Source organism: Limosilactobacillus caviae, assembly GCF_014635905.1.
Taxonomy (GTDB): Bacteria; Bacillota; Bacilli; order Lactobacillales; family Lactobacillaceae; genus Limosilactobacillus; species Limosilactobacillus caviae.
The window spans coordinates 307,356-328,449 of sequence record NZ_BMDS01000002.1; the positions used below are offsets into that span (position 1 = coordinate 307,356).

Sequence of the window (21,094 nt, forward strand, 5' to 3'; positions counted from 1 at the left end):
AAAAAATGCCTCTTTTCTGAAAGGAATGTCTTTTAAATATTATGGAAGAAGAAACTCGCTATTTTTACCAACCAGATCTTACAGGTACAATTATTTGTTGGTGTTGGACTTTTCTCTTTTTTATTGCCGGATTAGTGGTTTGGCTTGAAATTACTCACTTCCAATGGCTAAGTGCTCTTCTTTTTGCAATTTTTGCAGTTTTAGCAATTTTAGAATGGCGCCGGCGAACAGTTGTGATAACGCCAACCAAGATGATATTTAATCGCTTGCTGCAAAAAGACTATCTTATTATTCCGATTGCTGATATCCGTCAGCCACAATTTACAAAGCATACGGTCACAATGACAGTTAATGGTGAGGTGCTTAACTTTACGTTCACTTCTAAAGCAGTTGCGCGGTTAAAATTAGCACTCAAACAACAGGGGGAACAGTAATTGTTACTTTGTCTAACTATTGGAATTATTATAATTTTAACAATTTGTGATCAATTATTAAAATATTGGGTTGCCTCTTCCATTGCCTTAGGAGGAAGTAAAACATTAATTCCGGGTATTGTTGAACTAACTAATTTACGAAATACCGGTGCAGCTTGGAGCCTGTTTGAAGGACAGCAGGTTTTCTTTACGATTGTCACGATTGTAGCAATTATTGTTATTAGCTATTTTATTTGGAAGTATCGAAAAAATGGTGCGATGCTAACAGGTTTGGCTTTAATCATGGCGGGAACGATTGGTAACTTTATCGATCGTCTTGTACATGGGTACGTAGTTGACATGTTTGAGACAATTTTTATTAATTTTCCTATTTTTAATATTGCGGATATGTGCCTAACACTTGGAGTTATTTGGCTGATAATTTGTATTTTGAGGGAGAAGGACTGAAATGTCAGAACAACTAGAATTAGTGATTGATGACAAAATGACTGGTCGTATTGATAAAGAGTTGGGGCATCATTTTGATCAATTTTCACGGTCACAGCTTCAACACTGGATAGAAGATGGTCATGTATTAGTTAATGGTAAGCAAGTAAAACCTAAATATAAATTATTAGTTGGTGATCAGGTAAAAATAATCCCAGAAGAACCGCAGAAGATTGACCTTGCTCCGGAAAATATTCCGCTTGACATTGTATATGAAGATGATGATGTAATTGTTGTTAACAAACCTCAGGGAATGGTTGTCCATCCTGCACCTGGACATCCAGATCACACCTTAGTTAATGCCTTATTATTTCATTCACCGCTATCAACAATTAATGGTGAATTTCGCCCAGGAATTGTTCATCGAATTGATAAGGATACTTCGGGCCTGTTAATGGTTGCTAAAAATGATATGGCACATCGGTCATTAACAGCACAATTAAAGGCTAAAACAAATAAACGTGAATATGTTGCGTTAGTTCATGGCGTAATTAAAGAAGATAAGGGAACAATTGATGCTCCGTTAGGTCGATCCTTAAAAGACCGTAAAAAGCAGGCTGTTGTTTTAGATGGGCGACATGCTATTACCCATTTTAAAGTATTAGAACGATTTAAAAATTATACACTTGTAGCTTGTCGATTAGAGACAGGCCGAACGCATCAGATTAGGGTACACATGAAATATATTGGTCACCCATTGGCTGGCGATCCTTTGTATGGACCACGGAAAACCTTGCCAGGTAATGGTCAGTATCTCCATGCTCGTTTACTTGGATTTAAGCACCCGCGAACGGGAAAAGAAATGGTTTTTACTGCACCATTGCCATCGTACTTTACAGCAATGCTTGAACATTTGCGTAAGACAGACCAATAAATTTCTTGTTTTTGTCAGGAATAACGTTCATAATAATATTGTTCAAATAGTAACAAAGTTGTTTAGGAGAGTGGTACAGTGGCAGCACGATACCTAATATTTGAAGATGGTTCAATTTTTGCAGGAGAAGGCTTTGGATCTCCTGCGGTTACTTTTGGTGAAGTTGTGTTTAACACTAGCATGACTGGCTATCAAGAGATTATTACTAATCAAGTTTATAATAATCAAATTGTCGTTTTCACCCAGCCTAATATCGGTAGCTATGGAATTCAGCGAAACATTTATGAATCTATTGTTCCCACGATTAAAGGAATTATTATTCGCTCTATATCAGATGCGGCTAATGACAACGATCGTCAATTAACTTTGGATAAATATCTTCAGCAAATGAATATTCCGGGAATTACTAATATTGATACCCGGGCGGTCGTTCATAAATTGCGAAAGGCTGGAAGACCTTTGAAAGGGAGCATTGTACCTGTTCCTGATGATCATGCATTTGACCAGCTACATGCAACCGTACTAACTAATCAACAAGTTGCTCAAGTATCAACCCCTAAGCCATATCCTAATCCAGGAACGGGGTTAAGTGTTGTTGTAATTGATTTTGGATTGAAGCATGGAATCCTTCGTGAATTAAGTCGCCGTAAATGTAACATTACCGTATTACCTTATACCGCTACTGCCGAAGAAATTTTACGTTTAGATCCAGATGGGGTGGTCCTATCCAGTGGGCCAGGTAATCCTCAGAATGTACGAAAATCTGTCTTGGAAATGATTCAGACAGTCCAAACCAAAGTACCTTTGTTTGCAATTGGATTAGGGCACGAACTATTTGGGATTGCTAACGGTGCAAATGTGCAACAAATTCCCGTAGAACATCATGGAATGAACCATCCTATTCATGAAATTATTACTGATCATGTTGTATATGCTACTCAGGCAGAGGGTTATACTATCGCTCGGAATTCTGTTGACCGTTCTCAGCTATTCATTACGTATGTTGATATGATTGATGATAGTGTTCAAGGGCTTCGTCATCGTCGCTATCCCGCATTTTCTGTTCAATTTTTCCCTGATGGTGCGCCGGGACCGGATGAAACAGATGGTTTATTTGACGAATTTGTCGATACGATGAATAGAAGGGAGGCTCGTCACTAGTGCAAAATTTAAAGTCTGTATTAATTATTGGGGCTGGAGCAAATGATGTTCAGCACGGGGATGAGCTTGATTCGGCTATCTATCAAGTCTCACAAGTCTTTAAACAAATGAAGATTAAAACAATTCTCGTTGATGATAACCCGTTTTCAGTAAGTTTAGAAAAAGTGGATCATGGATGCATTGTGCCGTTAAAGGTTGAGAGTCTTGTAGATATCATTAATAAGTTCCACCCTGATGCAATTTTACCTACTTTAGGGAATCGACAAGCATTTGAGCTTACACAGGAACTGTTAGAAAAAGGAATTATTAGAAAAGAAAACATTCAACTATTGGGTGTTCCTGAAGCCACCGTTCGCCAGGTTAATAGTGCGGTTCTTCTTGAACGGACCCTTCGTCAAATGGAAGCACCGGTCAAAAAGATTATTACTGTTAACAACTATCAAGAAGCGCTTGATGAAGCTACTAAATTAGGCTATCCGGTCATTATTCGGTCGGTATTGCCGAAAAGCAGCAGCACCCGGAAAATTGTTCATGACCGTAGTGAATTAGCTGATGCGGTAAAACAATGTTTAAGTCAATCAAGGGCTGAGCAGGTTGTTGTTCAGCAAAGTTTAGCTGGATATAAGGAAATTGAAGTTGTCGTTCAGCGGGATAGCTCGGGGACAATGATGATGCTATCGATGATTGAGGATATGGACCCGATTGGTATCCATGCTGGTGATTCAATTGCTTTTAATCCAGTTCAAACACTTCTGGACCGTCAAATCCAAGACATCCGTGATACTGCATTTGCTATTACCCGCAAGCTGCGGATTGTAGGGACAAATCACATTCAGTTTGCACTTGATACCAATAGTGACCGCTTTTATGTCATTAAAAGCAGTCCGTATTTTGATCGCATCACTGCTTTTGCTTCACAATCAACGGGTTATCCAATTGCACAGGTAACAGCACAATTATATGCAGGTAAGCGCCTTCGCGATATTGATTTAGGCGAGAATTATATTCATCATGCAGCATTGGTTGAGCCAACAATGGATCATATTGCTGCCCGTGTTCCGGTTTGGGGGTTTAGTGAATTACCTAAAGCAAGCCGATTGCTGGGGACAGAAAAGCGTTCAGTTGGGACAGTGTTTGGTGTTGGGCGAAGTACAATTGAAGCACTTTTTAAGGCGATTGAATCACGTTATAACGAACCTGCTGATTTCCATTTGGCAGCTCAAAAACAATTGACAGATGATCAGTTAGTTGCAAAAATTGTTCATCCAGAAGCTGGCCGGCTCTTTGTATTAATCGAAGCAATGCAACGCGGATACTCAATTAGTGAGCTATCAGAGATGACAAAGATTGATCCCTTTTATTTTGATCAAATTGATAAGATGCGCTCATTAATTCAGGAAATTGCTAGCCATCCTAATAAAGAACCATTCTTACAAAAGGCTAAAAGCTATGGACTGAGTAACCAGCTCATTGCCAGGTTATGGGAAACTACTCCTGAGCAGATTTATCAAATGAGCCTAGATCATCAATTAATGACAAAATATAAAGAAATTGAACCATCTGCGGGGGAATTTGATCAGCATACTAATAGTTTCTATTCTGCTTATGAGGAAGAAAATGAGATTGAACGAACTCCCCAACCAAGTGCACTTGTTGTTGGAACAGGGGGATTACGATTAGGTCTAAGCAATTCTAGTGATTACTTTGTAGCTATGTTATTACAAGAATTGCAAAATGAAGGCTTTAATAATGTTGTTATTAATTCCAATCCTAGTTCAGTAACCCTTAGCCCGGAATTGGCAAAAAAACGCTATATTGAACCTGCCACTATTGAGAATATTTTACAAATTTTACGGATAGAACAACCTCAATATTTATTTATTCCCGCCAGTTATGGCAAATTGTTAAATTCTCTTCAAAAATATGATTTAGATGTAAAAATGGTTATTATTCCAGATGAATTACCATCTAATGCAGCGGGGAGTGATAAGCAGCGTTACGGATTTAACTATGTTTATGATGGTAACTACGCATATCCACTTGGAGCAACGACAGAGCTTTTCTCGCCAATTGCATTAAACTACCAATCAACAGCCCTTCGTTATCCTGCTGATCTTGTTTCGCCAACTTACCAAAAACTCAATGATCAGGCTAATGCGGCAGTATTACAAATGGAGAAACCAGGGTTATATCAGGTAATCTTTGAACAGACGAATGATAAATTTGAATTATTAAAAGTTCAACCATTGTCATTGCCTGAAGTAGCTTTTCTCTCTAAAGCGTTACGGTTGAATTTACCTGGGATTTTCGCCCAATTATATACAAATAATTTAGATACTTTGCTAGAAACTAAAGCAGTGCCAGGGATTGTTACTTATCGGGCAACTTTTCCCTTTAAGGCCCTTCGAGTAAAAGGAGGAATTCCTGCTCGCAATCGGGTAATTGGTGCGCAAATGCAGTTTCTAGATGAATAATGAAAAAACCTTCAGTCTTTAATCTATGGAAGACTGGAGGTTCTTTTATGTGGCGTGGTATAAACTTTTGTCTTATTTCCCTAATTTATGCGGGGTCACGTACAAGGTCTTTTGCCCTGTGAATGTGACGAAACCGGGTTTAGCACCATTTGGCTTATGAAGGCGTTTTGCTGGAAGATAATCAACGGGCACATTGTCGGAGTCACGACCTTTTGAAAAGTATGCGGCTAATTGGGCAGCCTCAAGGATCGTTTCCTCGCTTGGATTAGTTGAACGAACGACAACGTGGGAACCGGGAATATCTTTAACATGAAGCCAAATTTCATTTTTGTTAGCAATCTTAAAGCTTAGCCGGTCATTTTGAAGATTATTTTTACCGACTAAGACTGCCGTACCATCACTGGTATGAAATTCTTCAGGAGCGCTTACTTTAACTTTTCGCTGTTTTTTACCATGCTTTTTTTTCTTAATGTAGCCCTGTTCTTGTAACTCAAGTTTTATTTCTTGAATATCATCGGGGGCCGCAAGCTTAATCTGATTTTCAATACTTTCAAAATATCGAATTTCATCTTCTGTTATTTTAAGCTGCTCATTAACATAGTCAACAGATGTTTTTAGTTTATTGTACTTAGTAAAGTATTTTTGCGCATTACGAGATGGGGATAGCTTGGGAGAAAGCTTAATTTTTATTGGTTTGTTTTCATCATAAAAATTTGGAAGTTCGATTTCTTTCATTCCAGGGGTTAATTTACTAAGATAAGTAGTAAGGATTTCACCACAAATACGGTATTGGTCTGCAGTAGCGGCATCTTGTAACTGTTGTTGGAGTTTTTTAACTTTTCGTCGGTCTTTTTTAAGTTCGTTTTTCAACACTTTTAATACTTGACCTGCTAATTCTTTTGACCGGTCCTGTTCTGCTTTGTTAGCATAAAAGGCGTCAAGAAGAGCTGATATCGAATTAAAGTGCTGCAACTGTTCTTCAGGGGTATCGACGGGAGGGAAAGCAGCAAATTGCGTTTTTCCATTAGCCATTGTAATAATAACCGGATCGGGATTTTCAAAATGATTAAGAAATTGCTGGTAAGCAGTTGGTAAGTTATCGCTTTGTAATAGTTCAGCTGCAAACTCTCTGGCTGAATCCTTGCCTAATCCCTGATAATGTTGCTGTAGTTGATGACCTAATTCTGTTAAATCAGAAGTCTGTTTTACAAGGTCAGAGTAAATTTGATTTGGAAGGTAAGGATTTACTTTATCTTGTTTAGGAGGCATCACAAATGTAGCACCTGGTAGTAAGAGACGGACACGATTTTGATCTGAGCCGACATGCTTGATTGTGTCGATGATTTTACTTGTTTTACGATTAACTAGTGAGATATTACTATGGCGAGCCATTATTTCGCTAATTAGAACTAATTGCTGACTATCGCCCAGTTCATCTCTGGTATCAAACGTAATCTTGATAATTCGATCGTTGTCAACTTGCTCAATCTTGTTAATAATTGCTCCTTCAAGGTACTTCCGCATTGTCATGGTAAAATTAGTTGGCACAGCTGGATTCTTATATGGAATGTCTGTGATTTGAATTCGTGGGTAAGTTGGATTAGCGGAAATAAGTAACGGGTAATTATGCCGATGAGCGCGAATGGTGATAATTAATTCGGCAGGGTAAGGTTGACTAACTTTGGCTACCCGACCAGTGGTTAATTTTTGATCTAACTCATGGACGATTGCGTGAGTAAAAAAACCATCAAAAGACATTAGTTAAACCTCCTATATTAATTGTTAAAACGAAAATAGCACTATTAATTATACAGTTTTGAATCATTAATGAAAAGTAATGTTACTTTAGTGGACATTTTTTTAGTTGGTTTAGAAGCGTCAATGTGGTATGCTTTTTGTATTATGTGGGTAAAATCCGCGTAAAAACGCAATTATTTTAAATTATACAATTTTTAGAACATGGAGTTGATAAGATGAAAATTGCTGTTGTTACTGACAGCACTGCCTACCTTTCTCCAGAAGAGGCGGCGGCTAATAATATTCATGTTGTCCCAATCCCAGTAACATTGGATGGTCAAACATACCGTGAAGGTGTTGATATTTCCACCAGTGATTTTTATGAAAAGATGGCAAATTCAAGTTCTTTTCCTAGTACATCGCAGACACCAATTGGTCAGTTGATGGAAGTTTATCAGGGCTTGGCTGATGATGGATATGAAGCTGTGATTAGTATTCATTTAACGCGGGCAATTACAGGTTATTTAGATACCGTTGAGCAGCTCGCTGAACAAATGAAAGATATTATTAAGATTGTTCCGATTGATTCGCACCTAACCGTTAAGATGATGGGTTATTTAGCTTTAGAAGCAGCAAAATTAGCCAATGAGGGCGATGATTTAGACGATATCGTTAAGAAAGTAAAAGAATATCGCGATACTTTCAATAATGTTTTTGTAGTTGATGATTTACAAAACTTGGTTCGTGGTGGTCGCCTGTCTAACGCTTCTGCATTTGTTGGTTCAATTTTAAAAATCAAGCCATTATTAACAATGCATACGCCAACACATGCAATTGAAGCATTCGAAAAAGTTCGTTCAATGAAGAAAGCTAAGCTGCGTTGTGAGCAAATCTTTGATGAAGATATTGCTAAACTTGACTACCCGGTTCGCGCAATGGTCATTCATGCTGATGTTCCTGAAGAAGGGCAAAAATGGCTTGATAAGCTTCAAGAAGACCATCCAGATATTTCTTTTGAATTAAGCTACTTTGGTCCGGTTATTGGAGCGCACCTAGGTAAGGGAGCTTTAGCATTGGCGTGGATGCAAGATACAACAAAGAAGCCTTTAGCATGAAAAAACAGACCTTAATCAAAACATTATTGGCAATTGCTGCTGGTATTTTAATGCTGTTAGTTTCATTTACCGGATTCCAAACTGTCCTGCCAACGGGCGAGGCATTTATGCCATTAGCTGGGGTAATCGCAGTTGGTACGGCAGTTGCATTAGGAATTAACATCTCGTTTATTGTTACTATTATTAGTACAATTATTATGTTCGTTTTGGGAACCGCTGACTGGGTTATCTTAGTTGATTTTATTATTGTTTTAATCGTTGTTGGATTGATTTTAAAAAAGCAGGTTCCACTAAATATTGATCTTAACCATCAGCAATTATTATGGTTGGCAATTTTTACCGGATTAGTACAATTATTTTTTATTTCAGCTTTCTATGGCTTAATTGGATTAGTGCTTACCGGCAGCCCAACAGGTGGTTTAACATTCGTGCAGCTAATCATTCCAAATGCGTTGCTTACAGGATTATTATATGGCTTTTTGGTTGCACCAATTTCTTTAATCTTTCGCTGGGTTGCTCGAAAAGCTTTACATATTGATAACCACCATGATGATTCTAGTAATTCTGCGGATACCAAGCACCAAGGATCGATAATTGTTGATTTGAGAAATTCTAAAAATAAAGATGATAAAAAATAAAGGTTTCAGGAACTAATCCGAATTCTAAAAACACTAAAAATAAACGACCAAGATTAGCTTCATTAGCGGATTTTGGTCGTTTATCATATTTACTATTTTTTAGCATTCCATTCGGCATGAAATTCAGCAAGATAATCAAGCATTACTTGTTGCCGATGGGCTGCTATTTTTTTAGCAGTAGCCGTATTCATCATATCTTTTAGATGTAGTAGCTTTTCATCAAAATGGTTAATAATTGTTTCATTAGCAAGGTTGCGGTATTCTTCACGAGACATGTTATACCGTGGCTTAATTGCTGGATCATATATTTTTTCGTGATGACCACCGCCATAGTAGATTGCTCTTGTGATCCCGATTGCGCCGATTGCATCTAACCAGTCAGCATCACGAACAATTTGACCTACAATTGATAGATTAATTTGTTCACCATCGAGGGTATGGGCAAAGGAGATATTATCAATTACATCCATTATTTGCTGAACTTGGTCAGAAGAAAACTCATTTTGGTTGAGATACGTAATTAATTCTTCTTTGGCGGCATTGATATTTTTGACTAGCTTTTCATCGATCGTGTCATGCAGGTATGCAGCAACAATTGGTAAAAACGGGTCCACATTCTCACCATTTGCTAGTCGTTTGCTCATTCTAACGACTCGGTTGATGTGATCCATCCCGTGACCAGTGCTATCCTGACCGAGCTTGCTAATCGTATATGCTTTGACCGCTGCTAATTGTTCTGTTTGATTCATTTTGTTACCTCTTTTATCTTTTACTTATTTTATTTTAATACCTAATCAAAGAGGTGCCAATTCTAAAAAAGCCCATAGTCAAAAATAGGGCATCGCATCTCCTGAAAACCTCTTGTAAAATAATATATGAAGGGGAATCAATAATGAACTTATTATTTTCAATTAACGATAAATTTGTTACGCAATTGGCGACTGTCCTGCTTTCAATCAAGCTTAATACTAAACAGCAGGAGTTTAATGTTTATGTATTGCAAAAAGAAAGACTACAACGAACTGCGGAGTTAGAGCAAATTTGTAGTAGATTCAATATGCACTATCACCCAGTAACAGTAGATGATGATTTGTTTAGCAAGGCACCGGTCACTGATCGTTACCCAACAACCATTTATTATCGTCTGCTTGCACATGAGCTGCTGCCGACAAACTTACATAAGGTTTTATACCTCGATGCCGATGTTTTATGTGTAAATGATCTGACAAGTCTTTATAATATTCCATTAGATGACTACCTATATGCTTCTGCAATTCATACTAATCTTACTAATACAACCGATGTGATTAATAAGATTAGACTGCAAAATTTTGATGCAGACGGCTATTACAATTCGGGAGTATTATTGATGAACTTGGATAATATCCGTAAAAAAGTACAAGCAAAGGATATTTTTGAGTATATCCGAAGCCACATGCTTTTATTACCAGATCAAGACGTTCTCAATGCTCTCTATGGACGCGATATCAAATCGGTTCCAGACCAGTTATACAATTTTGATACACGGAAAGGAACGATTTATGAAACAATCTCATTTGGGGAATGGACGACTGATTGGGTGTTAAAAAATACGGTTATCTTACATTATTGTGGTCATGATAAGCCATGGTTAGCCGATAAAAATACAGGACGATATACGGCGCTTTACAAAAACTACTTTCAAATGACCAACCGAATCTTGAATAACTAATAAAAGCATCGTGCTAATGAATGGGTTTCATAACACGATGCTTTTACTGATTAAAGACGAGTTAGTAAAGGATAACGGCAGCTGGCACAGTAATCCAGTAAAGGAGCGCTAGTATAATCAATGTTAAGGGGATGAGTATTAAACACCTTTTCTGCCATGTGATTCGCTGTTTATAGGCCTTTGCCTGCTTGACCAATTCAGGAGAAACTTCTAAGTGCTGTTCAGTAATTTTTGCTTTATCTAGGCTAGCCTGCTTATTATAGTCTTTTCCGTTGAGGTGGAAGTGAGCGCCATAAACAATATTGTAGATCTTCCATTCAGCGTTTTCGGTTTCTCGTCCAAAGACAACATAATCGGTCCATTGCTGACGCTTAAATGAGGAGTTGAATTGTGATAAAACATTAACTTCATTGTCTAAGCCAAATGCTTGTAATTTTGCAATTATAACGTTAGCTGATACTTGTTTAGCAGCTAACATTTTACCACGATTTACCATTACATCGTCGATAATACCTTCCGCAGCCTTATTTTTAATTTCAACCTGCATTGTCTTAAGAAAAGTGTACCCTAACTGTTGCTTTAAAATATTTAGATAATCACGATTACCGGTAAAGCAACGACGAATTGATTGTCCGTAGGTAAACTGAGCTTTAGCATAAGTATCAATTAAAGTTTGAACTAATTCATCGTCTAACTGGTGGGTATGTCCTAAGCTAATTTGATGTTCTTCCAACCTATTCTTAAATTGGGAAATGGTCATATTAGGCATTAGCATCCATTTAGCTAACCCGACAACTTTATGGGTATCGCTAGTTTCGCGAACGCTAATAATTAACCTTTTTACGAATGAATAAAGGTAAATAATGACACCAACTAGAAAAATAAGGAGAATAATGCTGTTTGCGCCATTAGATGAACTACCAGAATAGCTTCTTCCTGTTCCGCCCCCAGTAGAAGTATGGTGATGACCACCACCGCCAGTCGAGCCCATTGATGCGAAAGCTGATTGGATTGTCAACAATTTGATAATTATTATGAGGGAGATTATTTTTAAATATTTAAATGGTTTAATGATAGTAATCCTCTTCTAAATTTATTAATCGGCTTATTATAGCATATTGCTGGGCAGTCGATTAATAGGCTACTTCAAAAGCAGCTCATCATGGGCTAAAAAGCTTTCGTTAAATTTAGTGAGGGGATGAAAGTAAACTTTGCCAAATTCATCAATTAATCCGTGAAAGTCTTTTGCCATTTCAACTGTAAAATCATTATTTAACTGATACAGTTTAGCAAGACTGCGATAATCGGTTAAGTTTTGAATCCCAAGAAGGGTAAAAAGGGTGCGGGCATACTTATCACTGATAAAAGTTGGAACTTCAAAGACATAAGTTAGCAACACATCCGCCGTTTCTTCACCGACCCCGTGTAATTGGAGCAGGTGGTGACGCAAATCAGCGCCAAAGGTATTCTTTATGGCAGAATAATCAAAATTATATTTATTAAGCCATGAAAAAATATTATAAATGGCTTTGCTCTTATTACGGAAAAAGCCGGCTGGGCGAACAGCGTTCTGTAATTCTTCGGTTGTCATTGCAAGGATTAAAGAAGGGATAAAATCGGTTTGTTTCTTAAACAATAACCGTGCGCGATCAGCATTTCGCCAGTTTGTATTCTGAATCAGGATTGCACCGATAATAATTTCTTCTTTGGAATCAGCAGGCCACCACCCAGAAGGTCCCATATTTTGACGCATTTTCCAATAAAGTTCTTGAACAGTTAGTTTCATTTTACTTTCCCCAGAAAAATTTAATTAAGATCTTATTGACTTGTGGACTATGGTGAAGCAGTTCATGTTTAGCATCTGGTCCGGTAATTTTAATTTCACGATAAGAACGGGTGCGGTTATTAATGAGGTATTTAAGTGATTGGCAAGAAGCATTTGATACTTGACTATCATTGCCATCCTTTAAGTCTCCGTATATATTTAAGAGTCTGATTTGAGTTGGGTAACGGTGACGGAGAGGTAGCAGTTTTTGATAAGTATCGTTCATTGAAGATGGCTTCCCGGTCTTTCTGTTAGTTGTCAGGTTAGCTGGTTCATTCCAACCAATTGCGCCGTCGAATGTTCCAGCCATCGCTACTTGTTTTTGGATTTGCGGCAGATTACGATTGCCGGCATTAGCAAGCAGGTAATACATAACAGCCATATTTCCCATTGAATGAGCTTCAATATTTACTTTTTTAAAATGGTATTGTGATTGCAATTCTTCAAGGACATTTTTAACCCATTGTCCCTGGAGTGCGTAATCTGTTGTTCGACTATTATCAAAATTAACCATTACTAAAGGATTAATTGCGTTATGGGCAATATTTCCCTTAAGCGTAACAGTTCCATTACTTGCTACATCGGCTGTAATAACAGTTTTTGAGACACCGGCTTTCACAAACTCATTGACCATGTATTCTTCAGCGTGGGCACCACTTCCGTACCCATGAAAGAAAAGGGTGGGTGTAGTGGAATGGACATATTTGTTAGAGATATCAGCATGGACACCTGTTCCTATCAGACTAAAGCACATGGTCGCCACCAGGAGGGTAATTAGTGATAGTAGGTTAAATTTTTTTAGTTTAGTCATAAAAAAGCCTTCTTTTACTATTTAGTGATATCATAGCATATTGAAGGACTAACTTTTAAGAGGTAATGCTTGTATTTAAAATATAAAATATGTTACAGTATTATGGTTGTCAAACGAATAACACATTAATTATGGAATGAGAAGGGAAGGTAATACGATGGAAATCAAACAAGCTAAAATGGATGATTTAAATCAAATTATGGAAATTCTGCGAGATGGTCGTAACCAATTAGCTGAGCAAGGAATCGATCAATGGCAGGGTGATTACCCGAACGAAGAACATATTAAAGAAGATATTGAAAAAGGTTTTGCGTACCTTGTTCAATCTGACGATGATGAGACTGTTGGGGCACTATCAATTGTTGAAGCACCGGATCACTCATATGACGAACTTCATGGTGACTGGTTAATTGATACTGATAAATATGTTGTTATTCACCGAGTAGCAATTCACTCAAACCATGCCGGTAAAGGATATGCTTCTCAGTTGTTTACCAGTGTAATCGACTATATTAAGAACAATCGAAAAGAAATTAAGACAATTCGGATTGATACGCATGTTGATAATAAAATTATGCAACATTTGATTGCTAAGAACGGCTTTACTAAAGTCGGGGAGCTTCATGGTGTTTACAGACCTGAAGAAAATTCATACGTTTACGCTTTATTAACAGGTAACTAATAAAAAGCGAGGGATTAGGAATTATTTCTTAACCTCTCGCTTTTTTTAATTTTTAAAACTATGAACTGGGGCAGGGATTAAACCGCCACGGTTAATCATAGCAGTGCTTGCTGCTTTATTAACAGCCATCAGGGGGGCATGGCCTAATAGCCCGCCAAACTCAACAGTATCGCCTACCTTCTTGCCAGGGGCTGGAATAACACGTACTGCAGTTGTTTTGTTATTAATCATTCCAATGGCGGCTTCATCAGCAATCATTGCACTGATAGTTTCTTTTGGTGTATCACCAGGAATTGCAATCATGTCAAGACCAACTGAACAAACCGCAGTCATTGCCTCTAATTTTGAGATGTTTAGAGTTCCGGCATTAACAGCCTTAATCATTCCTGCGTCTTCAGAGATGGGGATAAATGCTCCCGACAATCCGCCGACGTGACTACATGCCATAATTCCGCCTTTTTTAACGGCATCGTTTAACATTGCTAGTGCGGCAGTTGTACCATGTGTCCCGACCTGAGCAACACCAATTTCTTCTAAAACTTCAGCAACTGAATCGCCCGCTGCAGCAGTTGGTGCCAACGAAAGATCAACAATTCCAAATTGAACTCCTAATTTTTCGGCAGCAACAGTCCCTACTAATTGACCCATTCTTGTAACCTTAAATGCTGTTTTCTTAATTGTTTCTGCGACGACATCCATCGAGGCACCCTTTACTTTTTCAAGGGCTGTTTTGATAACTCCCGGACCGGAAACACCAACATTAATTACAACATCAGGTTCACTGACACCGTGGAAACCACCAGCCATGAAAGGGTTGTCTTCAACAGCATTGCAGAAGATAACTAATTTAGCATTAGTCATCATATCAAGCTTGGATCCTGCAACAACTACTTCACCCATTTGCGCAACCGCGTCCATATTAATTCCGCTGCGAGTAGAGCCGACATTTACAGATGCGCAGACGAAATCTGTTTCAGCTAGTGCTTCTGGCAATGAAGAGATAAGGGTACGGTCACCACTTTGATAGCCCTTTTGAACAAGAGCGCTATAACCACCGATGAAGTCAATTCCCAGGGCCTTAGCAGCCTTATCCAACGTTTTTGCATACTTAACATAATCATGATCATGAGAAGCGGCAGCAATTAGCGAGATAGGGGTAACAGTTACCCGTTTATTAGCAATCGGAATTCCATACTCGGTTTCAATCTGATGGCCTACCTTAACTAAATCTTTTGCTTTGGCAGTAATTTTCTCATAAATTTTTTGGCAAGCAATATCACTATCGCTGTCAATACAGTCAAGTAATGAAATTCCCATTGTAATTGTCCGAACATCGAGATTTTCATTTGAAATCATATGACTGGTTTCATAGATTTGCTGTGAATTCATTAAAATTTGCTCCTTAAATTAAAGATTATGCATTGCATCGTAAATTTTGGCATTTCGTAAGTTGATTTCAACACCAATCTCTTTCCCAAGCGCGGTAAAATCGTTGTTCAATTGATGGCTATCAAGATTATTAGGAATCATTACCGACATCATCATAACAAAGTTTCCATCCATAATAGTTTGCGAGACGTCTAAAATGTTGATTTTCTTATCAGCAAGGAGGGCGCTAACCTTGGCAATAATTCCAACTTGGTCTTCTCCTAATACAGTTACTACAGCTTTCATTAAAATATCCTCGCTTTCTTTTAATGATTTTAATTGTAATATAATGATATGATCATTTCTAGACGATTATTGGAATTCTTAATAAAAAACAAGGAGCCGGAAATTAACATTTTTCTCGGCTTCTTGCTTCCTAAAATAAATTATTCAATCCTAAAACGCGCCTGGCTTAGCGATGTAGTCATCAACACCGTCAGGATTACCCGACCATTTAAACTTATCATACCAGATAGAGTGTTTTTCCGTATCTAGCTGGTCAATTTGCTCAATCTCGTGTGGTGATAGGGTAAAGTCGAAAATATCTGCATTCTCTTTCATTCGTTGCGGATGAGTCGTCTTAGTAAGGACAACAAAGTTTTGCTGAATTTCCCAGCGAAGAATAACCTGCGCCGGAGTTTTCTGATGATGCTCAGCGATTTTAGCAATAACATCATTTGCCAACAGTCGTCCATTGCCAAGGGGCGACCAAGCTTCAAGCTGGATATTCTTTTGATGACAAAAATCAACAATCTCTGGTTGATGAATGAGAGGATTAAATTCAATTTGGTTTACAGCCGGCAAAATTTGGGCATGATCAAGTAAGTCTGTCATTCTTTCGACATTAAAATTACATACTCCAATTGCTTTTGCTTCACCATCGGCATATATATCTTGTAGTGCGCGCCAGCTTTCATTATATTTATTGTTTACTGGCCAATGAAGTAAGAGTAGGTCAACATAATCAGTCTGCAGTTTCTGTAGTTGTGCGGAAAAAGCTTTGCGTAATTTATCATAATTGCCTTGATCGCCATTAAAAATTTTAGTTGTTAAAAAGATGCTTTCTCTTTTTCGACCTGTAGAAGTTAAACCGTCCTGAATTCCTTTTCCAACTGCTTCTTCATTGCCGTATTGTTTGGCAGTATCGATTAGAACATAGTCGTTTTCAATAGCTTCTTTTACCGTTTGGCGGGTTTCATTCAGTGATGTCTTCCAAACGCCCAGACCAAGCTGCGGTATAAGCAATCCGTTATTTAATTCGATTTTAGATTGAAGATTTTGATTCATTTATATCACCTTTACTATTAAAGAAAACTTTATGCACACATTAATCATAACATTATATAAGATAACTTGTATACTAAAGCGTATTAAATAATTGACATGATAAGTCAAAGTTATATAGAATTGACTTATTATAAAAGTTGGAGAGAGAATGTTATGAACGATAAAGTTACGATAAAGACAATTGCAAAGATTGCAAATGTTTCTCACACCACCGTATCACGAGCCCTAAATGATAGTCCTTTGGTTAAAGAGAAAACTAAAAAGGAAATTAGGGACATTGCAGAAAGACTAAATTATTCGCCTAACCTAAATGCTAAGGCGTTAGTTGAGCATCGATCGTTCATTATTGCCGTTTACTTCACTGATCTAAATAGCGGGACATCTCCTAGCTTCATGTCGGAAATGCTCCATCAAATAAAAGAAATGTTACCAACCGGGTATGAGATAGCGGTAGATAGTTTTGCCGGATTGCGTCAGGCAAATCAATCAATTAATTTACGATTTGATGGAGCGTTAGTTGTCAGTCAATCTGTGAGTGATGACTTGTATATTGACCAGTTAGCAAAAACGGGAAAACCAGTAGTAGTCTTGAATAGAAAAATTGATCGTGATGATCTTTTTAACTATGCCTCTGATGATTATTCAGGAACTGTTACGGCAATTGAATATTTGTTACAAATGGGGCATCGAAAGCTAGGGATTATTTCCGGTAAAGAGGAGTTTACATCTTCTCAAAATCGGTTAGCGGGGTTTCTAGACACACTACAAAAGCACAATATTACTCGTAATGATAACTGGGTTGCAACTGGTGATTACAGTGTGCAGTCCGGCTATAACGCAATGGAGAAAATCTTAAATTCTGGTGACCTTCCTACTTGTATGTTTGTGTCAAATGATGATATGGCAATGGGGGCAATGCGCGCTTGCGAAGATTATGGCTTTAGTATTCCAGAGCAAATTTCGTTTATGGGATTTGATGATAGTGCATATTCAAATTACTGCATTCCGCGACTAACGACCATTCGAAAGCCGGTGCGTGAAATTACTAACAATGGAATTAAAACATTAAATAGCCTAATTAATAATGAAAGTCCAGAAACAATTCAGGCAATGAATATAAAACCTTCTTTAGTCGTTCGGGAGTCAGTGAAAAAAATAAATTAGTTATTTTTTTCACAAAAATTGTTAACGTTTTCAAAAATATGTGGTATTATACAATTGTTAAGGAAATCGCTTTCAATCAATGCAATGATAGAACTATCCTTAGCGATTGCAATCATTCACAGTAGTTACTGTTAAGAAGTTGTGAAAGAGCAACTTTTAATTTTATAGATAAATGTTCACGTGTGCGTTTTCTTGCTCTTTAGATATTAAGGGAGGTCATACCGTTGGATACCACATCTGTTAAAGACAATACTGGAAATGGATCAGCAAAAGATACCACGGTAACGAAAACGGATAACTTTAATAAAAAGATTCCTACTCATCAGAAGATTTTTTATGGTTTTGGTGATTTTGGAAATGGTTTTATGTTTGATTTGGGTCAAGCTTACTTGACAAAATTCTGGATTGATGCAGCTGGAATTGGTGCTGGTGCAGTTGCAGGAATTTTCGCCTTTACTAAGATTTTTGATGCCTTCATGGATCCAATTGCTGGTTCCTTTGTTGATGGACGGAAAAACATTGGTAAACGGGGAAAGTTCCGTCCAGTGATGATGATTTCAGCAATTATTCTTGGTATTATGACAGTTATCACGTTTACGATGCCAATGGGGTTAACAACAACCCAAAAGATTATCTACGCTTATGCTGTTTATATGATTTGGGGTGTTGTGTACTCATTTACTAACGATCCATATGGGTCACTAGCATCGGTTATGTCGCGAAACCCGCAAGATCGAAGCTTTATGGCAACTACTCGTCAAGTTGGTTCTGTTGGTGCCCAATTTATTGCTGGGGTTGCGTTTATTCCACTAATGGAGCTTGTCGGTGGTGGAATGAGTAGTAAAGATCAGCTTCATGGTTACTTCTTTGCTGCTGCTGTGTTTGCTGTCATTGGTGTTGCTATGTTTGCGGTTTGTTATTTTGGAACAAAAGAAAATGTTAAGGTTCACCGTGATAAAAATGCCAAGCGTGAAGGATTTAAAGACTATATTAAGGTTGTCTTTACTAACGGACCGCTTGGGGCGTTAATTTTGATGACATTGTTCACGATTTCAGCCATGAATACGAATAATCAAATGATGGTCTTTTATGCTCAATATAATTTAGGAAACATTGGGTTACAGCCAGTTATCAATGCTGTAATGATGGGCTGCTCAATCGTTGGGGTATTCATGATTCCAGCGTTGACTAAACGTTTTGGTCAAAAACGAACTGCAATGTTGTCGTTTGTTGTTGGTGCAATTGCTAACATCTTAAACTTCTTCTTACCAAGCAATGTAATTACTTTTATTGTGCTGGTAACAATTGGCTATACTGCCTTAGCTATTCCAAACGGGATTACATGGGCTATGGTTTCTAACGCCATTGATTACGGTGAATGGCATACTGGAATGCGGAAGGAAGGTATTACATACGCTGCCTTTAACTTCTCGCGAAAGATTGCGCAATCAATTGCTGCTTTGGTTAGTGCCGGTGTATTAGCAGTTACCGGTTATGTTGCTAATGCTCATCAGACTGCCCGTACATTGCAAGGAATCAAAGCTGCAATGACCCTTTATCCCGGCTTTTGCTTAATCATGGCTGCAATTATTATTGGTTTCTTATACAAGATTAGTGATAAGAAATTTAAGCAAATTGCGACTGACCTTGATAATGGTAAGTGGGAGCATGGTGTCATTGGTGATGAAGACGTTAAGGACTAAACTGATTGGTTTTGATGTAAGATAAGGATTATAGGAGGAATAATCATGACATTACTTGATAGAGATTTCTTACTAACTAACGAATGGGGTAAAAAGTTATTCTTTGACTATGCTAAAGATATGCCAATCATTGACTTTCACTGTCATTTAAACCCAGAAGAGATTTATGAAAACAAAAATTATGCAAACATTACCAGGGTGTGGATCAATGAAGACCACTATGGCGACCATTACAAGTGGCGCTTAATGCGGGCAAATGGCGTGCCAGAAGAACTAATTACTGGAGACGCTGATGATTATGAAAAGTTCTTAGCATGGGCAGGGACAATCGAAAAAGCCGTTGGTAATCCGGTTTATGAATGGACTCATCTTGAATTACGGCGTTTCTTCGGGATCGATAAACCTTTGACACGAAAGAATGCGCCAGAAGTTTGGAAGAAAGCTAATGCCCTCCTTCAAACAGATGACTTCAAGCCACGTAACCTAATTAAGCTTTCCAACGTTAAGGCCGTCTGCACAACCGATGATCCGGCATCAGACCTTCATTATCATAAACTATTGAAGAAAGATGAACGTGAAAACGGTTTTAGAACATTACCAGCAATGCGGCCTGACAATCTAATTCAAATTAATAAACCAACATTTGCCGAATACCTTAAGAAATTAGGTAAAGTTTCCGGTGTTGAAATTAACTCTTTCCGTGATTTAATCAAGGCAATGGATCAACGTTTCCAATACTTCAATGATATGGGCGGTCGTCTCTCTGATCATTCACTTCTTACTTACCATTATGCTGAAGCTACTGATGATGAACTTGATGCCATTATGAAGAAGGCGGAAGCAAATGAAGAAGTAACAGGGATTGAATATGATAAATGGCTTACGATGTTCCTTGAAGAAATGATGAAATTAAATACCAAGTACAATTGGACAATGCAATTCCACATTAATTCAATTCGGGACCTTAATCACCCAATGTTTGAACAGCTTGGTCAAGACACTGGTTATGATGCAATGGGAACTCAACCCGATATTGTTTCTCATATGCAAAAGCTTTACACTAAGATGCGTGATACAAATGATATCCCAAAGACTATCTTCTACTCATTAAACCCAAATGACTGGATGCAACTAGTTACACTAATGGGCTGCTTCCTTGAAGGTGGTAAGCAACGGATGCAATTAGGTGCTGCTTGGTGGTTCAATGATACTGCTGAGGGAATGACTACGCAGTTACGTGATTTTGCTCAACAAAGCCTTTTGCCAAACTTTGTCGGAATGCTAACCGATTCGCGGAGTTTCCTTTCATATCCACGTCATGAGTACTTCCGGCGGGTATTATGTAACTTTATTGGTAGCTTGGTTGAACAAGGGCGGGCACCTGAAGATAAAGAATACCTTGGTAAAATTGTCCAAGATATTGCTTACAACAATGCTTATGAATACTTTGGCTTCTTTAATGATGCTACCCCTGATGAATTATTTACTAAGCATGAAAATCCATTTCAATATTAAAATTTAAGTAATACGAGGAGTGATGGCGGAGATGTCATGACTCCTTTTT

The 21,094-nt window shown here is 37.9% G+C and carries 20 protein-coding genes; 12 read left to right on the plus strand and 8 right to left on the minus strand.

The window, feature by feature from the left end:
• Positions 1–41: 41 nt before the first annotated feature.
• From IEU90_RS04235 to IEU90_RS04255, 5 genes are all read left to right on the plus strand, one after another.
• Entirely contained in the window at positions 42–434 is a 393-nt protein-coding gene (locus IEU90_RS04235) for an EbsA family protein (protein WP_153709633.1), read from the plus strand.
• The gene (gene lspA, locus IEU90_RS04240; protein ID WP_153709632.1) at positions 435–881 is read left to right on the plus strand and encodes a signal peptidase II; all 447 of its coding nucleotides are present in this window, start codon (positions 435–437) and stop codon (positions 879–881) included. It abuts the gene before it with no gap.
• A gap of 1 nt (position 882) precedes the next feature.
• Complete coding sequence (locus IEU90_RS04245; protein ID WP_153709631.1) at positions 883–1,794, plus strand: RluA family pseudouridine synthase; 912 nt, start codon at positions 883–885, stop codon at positions 1,792–1,794.
• A 78-nt stretch (positions 1,795–1,872) separates the two neighbouring features.
• Entirely contained in the window at positions 1,873–2,955 is a 1,083-nt protein-coding gene (locus IEU90_RS04250; RefSeq protein ID WP_182598306.1) for a carbamoyl phosphate synthase small subunit, read from the plus strand.
• Complete coding sequence (locus tag IEU90_RS04255) at positions 2,955–5,429, plus strand: ATP-binding protein (RefSeq protein WP_188357772.1); 2,475 nt, start codon at positions 2,955–2,957, stop codon at positions 5,427–5,429. The genes IEU90_RS04250 and IEU90_RS04255 overlap by 1 nt, the downstream gene beginning before the upstream one ends.
• A gap of 72 nt (positions 5,430–5,501) precedes the next feature.
• Here the strand turns inward: IEU90_RS04255 and IEU90_RS04260 are convergent, their stop codons facing one another.
• Entirely contained in the window at positions 5,502–7,187 is a 1,686-nt protein-coding gene (locus IEU90_RS04260; protein ID WP_188357773.1) for an NFACT RNA binding domain-containing protein, read from the minus strand.
• A gap of 215 nt (positions 7,188–7,402) precedes the next feature.
• On the opposite strand from IEU90_RS04260, the gene IEU90_RS04265 reads away from it, so the two are divergent.
• Positions 7,403–8,281, plus strand: coding sequence for a DegV family protein (locus tag IEU90_RS04265; protein ID WP_153709629.1), 879 nt, complete (start codon positions 7,403–7,405; stop codon positions 8,279–8,281).
• Positions 8,278–8,919 (plus strand): hypothetical protein, encoded by a 642-nt coding sequence (locus IEU90_RS04270; protein ID WP_153709628.1) that lies wholly within the window; start codon positions 8,278–8,280, stop codon positions 8,917–8,919. Before IEU90_RS04265 ends, IEU90_RS04270 begins: the two co-directional genes overlap by 4 nt.
• A 92-nt stretch (positions 8,920–9,011) precedes the next feature.
• Here IEU90_RS04270 and IEU90_RS04275 read toward each other — a convergent pair whose 3' ends face one another.
• The gene (locus IEU90_RS04275; protein WP_153709627.1) at positions 9,012–9,668 is read right to left on the minus strand and encodes an HD domain-containing protein; all 657 of its coding nucleotides are present in this window, start codon (positions 9,666–9,668) and stop codon (positions 9,012–9,014) included.
• A gap of 143 nt (positions 9,669–9,811) precedes the next feature.
• On the opposite strand from IEU90_RS04275, the gene IEU90_RS04280 reads away from it, so the two are divergent.
• Positions 9,812–10,630: a glycosyltransferase family 8 protein gene (locus tag IEU90_RS04280; protein ID WP_153709626.1), complete on the plus strand. Its 819-nt coding sequence runs from the start codon at positions 9,812–9,814 to the stop codon at positions 10,628–10,630.
• Positions 10,631–10,691: 61 nt separating this feature from the next.
• Here the strand turns inward: IEU90_RS04280 and IEU90_RS04285 are convergent, their stop codons facing one another.
• The 3 genes from IEU90_RS04285 to IEU90_RS04295 all read right to left on the minus strand — a co-directional run bounded on the left by IEU90_RS04285 (position 10,692) and on the right by IEU90_RS04295 (position 13,266).
• Positions 10,692–11,621 carry a hypothetical protein gene (locus IEU90_RS04285; protein ID WP_225431258.1) on the minus strand — a complete coding sequence of 310 codons (930 nt, stop codon included), beginning with the start codon at positions 11,619–11,621 and terminating at the stop codon, positions 10,692–10,694.
• Positions 11,622–11,771: 150 nt separating this feature from the next.
• Positions 11,772–12,416: an endonuclease III domain-containing protein gene (locus IEU90_RS04290; protein ID WP_153709624.1), complete on the minus strand. Its 645-nt coding sequence runs from the start codon at positions 12,414–12,416 to the stop codon at positions 11,772–11,774.
• Between the two features lies 1 nt (position 12,417).
• On the minus strand, positions 12,418–13,266 hold the full coding sequence (locus IEU90_RS04295; protein ID WP_153709623.1) for an alpha/beta hydrolase: 849 nt from the start codon (positions 13,264–13,266) through the stop codon (positions 12,418–12,420).
• Positions 13,267–13,423: 157 nt separating this feature from the next.
• On the opposite strand from IEU90_RS04295, the gene IEU90_RS04300 reads away from it, so the two are divergent.
• Entirely contained in the window at positions 13,424–13,948 is a 525-nt protein-coding gene (locus tag IEU90_RS04300) for a GNAT family N-acetyltransferase (protein ID WP_153709622.1), read from the plus strand.
• A 45-nt stretch (positions 13,949–13,993) separates the two neighbouring features.
• Here IEU90_RS04300 and IEU90_RS04305 read toward each other — a convergent pair whose 3' ends face one another.
• The 3 genes from IEU90_RS04305 to IEU90_RS04315 form a co-directional block, all read right to left on the minus strand.
• Positions 13,994–15,337 carry a PFL family protein gene (locus IEU90_RS04305; RefSeq protein WP_188357774.1) on the minus strand — a complete coding sequence of 448 codons (1,344 nt, stop codon included), beginning with the start codon at positions 15,335–15,337 and terminating at the stop codon, positions 13,994–13,996.
• Between the two features lie 18 nt (positions 15,338–15,355).
• A complete protein-coding gene (locus IEU90_RS04310) occupies positions 15,356–15,622 on the minus strand; it encodes an ACT domain-containing protein (protein WP_153709620.1) in 267 nt (88 codons plus the stop codon).
• Between the two features lie 150 nt (positions 15,623–15,772).
• A complete protein-coding gene (locus tag IEU90_RS04315; RefSeq protein WP_153709619.1) occupies positions 15,773–16,663 on the minus strand; it encodes an aldo/keto reductase in 891 nt (296 codons plus the stop codon).
• A 153-nt stretch (positions 16,664–16,816) separates the two neighbouring features.
• Between IEU90_RS04315 and IEU90_RS04320 the strand changes: the two genes are divergently transcribed.
• From IEU90_RS04320 to uxaC, 3 genes are all read left to right on the plus strand, one after another.
• The gene (locus IEU90_RS04320) at positions 16,817–17,827 is read left to right on the plus strand and encodes a LacI family DNA-binding transcriptional regulator (protein WP_188357775.1); all 1,011 of its coding nucleotides are present in this window, start codon (positions 16,817–16,819) and stop codon (positions 17,825–17,827) included.
• Positions 17,828–18,051: 224 nt separating this feature from the next.
• Positions 18,052–19,530, plus strand: a complete 1,479-nt coding sequence (locus tag IEU90_RS04325) for a glycoside-pentoside-hexuronide (GPH):cation symporter (protein WP_188357776.1) — start codon at positions 18,052–18,054, stop codon at positions 19,528–19,530.
• Between the two features lie 45 nt (positions 19,531–19,575).
• The gene (uxaC, locus tag IEU90_RS04330; RefSeq protein ID WP_153709616.1) at positions 19,576–21,045 is read left to right on the plus strand and encodes a glucuronate isomerase; all 1,470 of its coding nucleotides are present in this window, start codon (positions 19,576–19,578) and stop codon (positions 21,043–21,045) included.
• Positions 21,046–21,094: the final 49 nt, after the last annotated feature.

What these genes read in the sequence shown, in the direction of transcription:
- IEU90_RS04235 (WP_153709633.1), top strand. Translation starts at nt 42, where the DNA reads ATGGAAGAAGAAACTCGCTATTTTTACCAACCAGATCTTACAGGTACA.
- IEU90_RS04245 (WP_153709631.1), top strand. Translation starts at nt 883, where the DNA reads ATGTCAGAACAACTAGAATTAGTGATTGATGACAAAATGACTGGTCGT.
- IEU90_RS04260 (WP_188357773.1), bottom strand. Translation starts at nt 7,187, where the DNA reads ATGTCTTTTGATGGTTTTTTTACTCACGCAATCGTCCATGAGTTAGAT.
- IEU90_RS04265 (WP_153709629.1), top strand. Translation starts at nt 7,403, where the DNA reads ATGAAAATTGCTGTTGTTACTGACAGCACTGCCTACCTTTCTCCAGAA.
- IEU90_RS04270 (WP_153709628.1), top strand. Translation starts at nt 8,278, where the DNA reads ATGAAAAAACAGACCTTAATCAAAACATTATTGGCAATTGCTGCTGGT.
- IEU90_RS04275 (WP_153709627.1), bottom strand. Translation starts at nt 9,668, where the DNA reads ATGAATCAAACAGAACAATTAGCAGCGGTCAAAGCATATACGATTAGC.
- IEU90_RS04280 (WP_153709626.1), top strand. Translation starts at nt 9,812, where the DNA reads ATGAACTTATTATTTTCAATTAACGATAAATTTGTTACGCAATTGGCG.
- IEU90_RS04285 (WP_225431258.1), bottom strand. Translation starts at nt 11,621, where the DNA reads ATGGGCTCGACTGGCGGTGGTGGTCATCACCATACTTCTACTGGGGGC.
- IEU90_RS04290 (WP_153709624.1), bottom strand. Translation starts at nt 12,416, where the DNA reads ATGAAACTAACTGTTCAAGAACTTTATTGGAAAATGCGTCAAAATATG.
- IEU90_RS04295 (WP_153709623.1), bottom strand. Translation starts at nt 13,266, where the DNA reads ATGACTAAACTAAAAAAATTTAACCTACTATCACTAATTACCCTCCTG.
- IEU90_RS04300 (WP_153709622.1), top strand. Translation starts at nt 13,424, where the DNA reads ATGGAAATCAAACAAGCTAAAATGGATGATTTAAATCAAATTATGGAA.
- IEU90_RS04305 (WP_188357774.1), bottom strand. Translation starts at nt 15,337, where the DNA reads ATGAATTCACAGCAAATCTATGAAACCAGTCATATGATTTCAAATGAA.
- IEU90_RS04310 (WP_153709620.1), bottom strand. Translation starts at nt 15,622, where the DNA reads ATGAAAGCTGTAGTAACTGTATTAGGAGAAGACCAAGTTGGAATTATT.
- IEU90_RS04315 (WP_153709619.1), bottom strand. Translation starts at nt 16,663, where the DNA reads ATGAATCAAAATCTTCAATCTAAAATCGAATTAAATAACGGATTGCTT.
- IEU90_RS04320 (WP_188357775.1), top strand. Translation starts at nt 16,817, where the DNA reads ATGAACGATAAAGTTACGATAAAGACAATTGCAAAGATTGCAAATGTT.
- uxaC (WP_153709616.1), top strand. Translation starts at nt 19,576, where the DNA reads ATGACATTACTTGATAGAGATTTCTTACTAACTAACGAATGGGGTAAA.